At 55.0% G+C, this 5,377-nt stretch carries 3 rRNA genes; all 3 read right to left on the minus strand.

The annotated features are described in order from the left end of the window. Positions 1-75 (minus strand): 5S ribosomal RNA (gene rrf, locus H2510_RS20485); the annotation flags it as partial. A 131-nt stretch (positions 76-206) separates the two neighbouring features. Continuing rightward, positions 207-3,364, minus strand: a 23S ribosomal RNA gene (locus H2510_RS20490). A gap of 341 nt (positions 3,365-3,705) precedes the next feature. Further along, a 16S ribosomal RNA gene (locus tag H2510_RS20495) occupies positions 3,706-5,223 on the minus strand. Positions 5,224-5,377 lie beyond the last annotated feature (154 nt).

Below are 5,377 nucleotides of genomic sequence, written 5' to 3' on the forward strand. Positions count from 1 at the left end.
ACCATCGGCGCTGGAGGGCTTAGCTTCCGGGTTCGGAATGGGACCGGGCGTTTCCCCTCCGCTATGGCCGCCGTAACTCTATGAAACAGTTACACACGGAACACAACAGAAAATTCACGTAATAGTGAACAGTGTTGGTTCATTCAATTTTGTGGTTCTGAAACGTGTGTTGTTTCAGATATTGCACAGTGGACGCGTAGCTTCTTTGTGGTAAGTCCTCGGCCTATTAGTACCAGTCACCTACATCGGTTACCCGACTTCCAGTTCTGGCCTATCAACCCGGTGGTCTGCCGGGGGCCTTACCCCCTCGAGGGGGTGAGAAACCTCATCTTGGAACAGGCTTCCCGCTTAGATGCTTTCAGCGGTTATCCCTTCCGAACGTAGCTAACCAGCGGTGCTCCTGGTGGAACAACTGGCACACCAGAGGTTCGTCCGTCCCGGTCCTCTCGTACTAGGGACAGCCTTCCTCAAGTTTCTTACGCGCGCGGCGGATAGAGACCGAACTGTCTCACGACGTTCTAAACCCAGCTCGCGTGCCGCTTTAATGGGCGAACAGCCCAACCCTTGGGACCTACTCCAGCCCCAGGATGCGACGAGCCGACATCGAGGTGCCAAACCATCCCGTCGATATGGACTCTTGGGGAAGATCAGCCTGTTATCCCCGGGGTACCTTTTATCCGTTGAGCGACACCGCTTCCACATGCCGGTGCCGGATCACTAGTCCCGACTTTCGTCCCTGCTCGACGTGTCAGTCTCACAGTCAAGCTCCCTTGTGCACTTGCACTCGACACCTGATTGCCAACCAGGCTGAGGGAACCTTTGGGCGCCTCCGTTACATTTTAGGAGGCAACCGCCCCAGTTAAACTACCCACCAGGCACTGTCCCTGAACCAGATCATGGTCCGAGGTTGAGGTATCCAATACGATCAGAGTGGTATTTCAACAACGACTCCACAGTAACTGGCGTCACCGCTTCACAGTCTCCCACCTATCCTACACAAACCGAACCGAACACCAATACCAAGCTATAGTGAAGGTCCCGGGGTCTTTTCGTCCTGCCGCGCGTAACGAGCATCTTTACTCGTAATGCAATTTCGCCGAGTCTATGGTTGAGACAGCTGAGAAGTCGTTACGCCATTCGTGCAGGTCGGAACTTACCCGACAAGGAATTTCGCTACCTTAGGATGGTTATAGTTACCACCGCCGTTTACTGGGGCTTAAATTCTCAGCTTCGCCACCGAAGTGACTAACCGGTCCTCTTAACCTTCCAGCACCGGGCAGGCGTCAGTCCGTATACATCGTCTTACGACTTCGCACGGACCTGTGTTTTTAGTAAACAGTCGCTTCTCACTGGTCTCTGCGACCCCACCCAGCTCAGAACGAAAAGTTCATCACCAGACAGGGTCCCCCTTCTCCCGAAGTTACGGGGGCATTTTGCCGAGTTCCTTAACCATAGTTATCTCGATCGCCTTAGTATTCTCTACCTGACCACCTGTGTCGGTTTGGGGTACGGGCCGTGTGAAAGCTCGCTAGAGGCTTTTCTCGGCAGCATAGGATCACTGAATTCGCCTCAATCGGCTACGCATCACCTCTCAGGCATCATGAACGGCGGATTTGCCTACCGTTCGCCCTACAGGCTTACACCAGTATTACCACTGACTGGCCCAGCTACCTTCCTGCGTCACCCCATCGCTTGGCTACTACCAGATCAGGTCCTGCGCATCCACCACACCCCTCACTCTCGAAAGAGATCAGTAACGTGGATTCAGGGCAGTTAGTATCACTGATTCACCATGGGCGCGTTCACACGGGTACGGGAATATCAACCCGTTGTCCATCGGCTACGCCTGTCGGCCTCGTCTTAGGTCCCGACTCACCCTGGGCGGATTAACCTGGCCCAGGAACCCTTGGTCATTCGGCGGACGAGTTTCTCACTCGTCTTTCGCTACTCATGCCTGCATTCTCACTCGCACAGCCTCCACACCTGGATCACTCCGATGCTTCCATGGCTGCACGACGCTCCCCTACCCACCCACACACCTGGCACACTCCTCGTAAGGAACATGCGGGCTATTGTATGAGTGCCGCAGCTTCGGTGGTGTACTTGAGCCCCGCTACATTGTCGGCGCAGGATCACTTGACCAGTGAGCTATTACGCACTCTTTCAAGGGTGGCTGCTTCTAAGCCAACCTCCTGGTTGTCTTCGCGACCCCACATCCTTTTCCACTTAGTACACGCTTAGGGACCTTAGCTGGCGATCTGGGCTGTTTCCCTCTCGACTACGAACCTTATCGCCCGCAGTCTCACTGCCACGCTCTCACTCATCGGCATTCGGAGTTTGGCTGATTTCGGTAAGCCGGTAAGCCCCCTAGACCATCCAGTAGCTCTACCTCCGATGAGAAACACGTGACGCTGCACCTAAATGCATTTCGGGGAGAACCAGCTATCACGGAGTTTGATTGGCCTTTCACCCCTACCCACAACTCATCCCCTCAGTTTTCAACCTAAGTGGGTTCGGTCCTCCACGACGTCTTACCGTCGCTTCAACCTGGCCATGGGTAGATCACTCCGCTTCGGGTCTAGAGCACGCCACTACACACCTCACGGTGATACGCCCTATTCGGACTCGCTTTCGCTACGGCTACCCCACACGGGTTAACCTCGCGACATGCCACTAACTCGCAGGCTCATTCTTCAAAAGGCACGCCATCACCAGCAACAGAACAAACTGTTCACCAGCTCTGACGGATTGTAAGCGCACGGTTTCAGGTACTATTTCACTCCCCTCCCGGGGTACTTTTCACCTTTCCCTCACGGTACTAGTCCGCTATCGGTCACCAGGGAGTATTCAGGCTTATCGGGTGGTCCCGACAGATTCACAGCAGATTTCACGGGCCCGCTGCTACTTGGGTATTCACTACGACAGTCACAGTATTTTCGTCTACGGGATTCTCACCCTCTACGACAGGCCGTTCCAGACCACTTCGACTAACACCATGATTTCTTACTGTCGGCCGATCCGGCAGAATCGACAAAGTAAACCCCACAACCCTCCATACGCAACCCCTGCCGGGTATCACACGCACAAAGTTTGGCCTCATCCGCTTTCGCTCGCCACTACTCACGGAATCACAATTGTTTTCTCTTCCTGTGGGTACTGAGATGTTTCACTTCCCCACGTTCCCTCCACACACCCTATATATTCAGGTGCGGGTAACACGACATCACTCGTGCTGGGTTTCCCCATTCGGACACCCTCGGATCACAGCTCGGTTGACAGCTCCCCGAGGCTTATCGCAGCCTCCTACGTCCTTCATCGGCTCCTGGTGCCAAGGCATCCACCGTACGCTCTTCATTACTTACAACAAAGATGCTCGCGTCCACTGTGCAATTCTCAAACAACACACACAACCTGAACTCACTGCAGCACCAGCCACCCCCGAAGAGGCACGGTATGACCACAATCCAGATCCTGTATATGTCTTGCCTAGAAAGAAACACACTCACGCGTGTTCTCTCAGGACCCAACAGTATGCCGATATAGACCACGCCGGCCGACCACCAAGGATCAACCGATACGCACGATCTCATTGTCAGTGTTCCACCCGTGAGCTCCCGCAGATTCACATATGGAACCTAAACGGGCTCTGCCAGACCATCATCTACCGACTGTTCAGCAGTACATGTTCTGGAGAATGCTCCTTAGAAAGGAGGTGATCCAGCCGCACCTTCCGGTACGGCTACCTTGTTACGACTTCGTCCCAATCGCCGATCCCACCTTCGACGGCTCCCTCCCACAAGGGGTTAGGCCACCGGCTTCGGGTGTTACCGACTTTCATGACGTGACGGGCGGTGTGTACAAGGCCCGGGAACGTATTCACCGCAGCGTTGCTGATCTGCGATTACTAGCGACTCCGACTTCACGGGGTCGAGTTGCAGACCCCGATCCGAACTGAGACCAGCTTTAAGGGATTCGCTCCACCTCACGGTCTCGCAGCCCTCTGTACTGGCCATTGTAGCATGTGTGAAGCCCTGGACATAAGGGGCATGATGACTTGACGTCGTCCCCACCTTCCTCCGAGTTGACCCCGGCAGTCTCTTACGAGTCCCCGCCATAACGCGCTGGCAACATAAGATAGGGGTTGCGCTCGTTGCGGGACTTAACCCAACATCTCACGACACGAGCTGACGACAGCCATGCACCACCTGTACACCGACCACAAGGGGGGCCGTATCTCTACGGCTTTCCGGTGTATGTCAAACCCAGGTAAGGTTCTTCGCGTTGCATCGAATTAATCCACATGCTCCGCCGCTTGTGCGGGCCCCCGTCAATTCCTTTGAGTTTTAGCCTTGCGGCCGTACTCCCCAGGCGGGGCGCTTAATGCGTTAGCTACGGCACAGATTCCGTGGAAGGAACCCACACCTAGCGCCCACCGTTTACGGCGTGGACTACCAGGGTATCTAATCCTGTTTGCTACCCACGCTTTCGTTCCTCAGCGTCAGTTGTTTCCCAGAGACCCGCCTTCGCCACCGGTGTTCCTCCTGATATCTGCGCATTTCACCGCTACACCAGGAATTCCAGTCTCCCCTGAAACACTCAAGTCTGCCCGTATCGCCTGCAAGCCCGAAGTTGAGCCCCGGGTTTTCACAAACGACGCGACAAACCGCCTACGAACTCTTTACGCCCAGTAATTCCGGACAACGCTCGCACCCTACGTATTACCGCGGCTGCTGGCACGTAGTTAGCCGGTGCTTCTTCTGCAGGTACCGTCACTTGCGCTTCGTCCCTGCTGAAAGAGGTTTACAACCCGAAGGCCTTCATCCCTCACGCGGCGTCGCTGCATCAGGCTTTCGCCCATTGTGCAATATTCCCCACTGCTGCCTCCCGTAGGAGTCTGGGCCGTGTCTCAGTCCCAGTGTGGCCGGTCACCCTCTCAGGTCGGCTACCCGTCGTCGCCTTGGTAGGCCATTACCCCACCAACAAGCTGATAGGCCGCGGGCCCATCCTGCACCGATAAATCTTTCCACCCACCCCCATGCGAGAGCAGGTCATATCCGGTATTAGACCCAGTTTCCCAGGCTTATCCCAGAGTGCAGGGCAGATCACCCACGTGTTACTCACCCGTTCGCCGCTCGTGTACCCCGAAGGGCCTTACCGCTCGACTTGCATGTGTTAAGCACGCCGCCAGCGTTCGTCCTGAGCCAGGATCAAACTCTCCGTAAAAGACTCTAGATATCACAGCCGAAGCTGCTAATCAGTCAAAGACATAAGAGCCAAATCACTAGCAAAAAAACTCAACTAGCTATAAAACAACACCCAACCATAACCACCACAAGCGGATGATCATCGACATCGGATGCTTTCACCAAATATAAAA

The organism is Rhodococcus sp. BP22, assembly GCF_014281965.1.
Classification (GTDB): domain Bacteria; phylum Actinomycetota; class Actinomycetes; order Mycobacteriales; family Mycobacteriaceae; genus Rhodococcoides.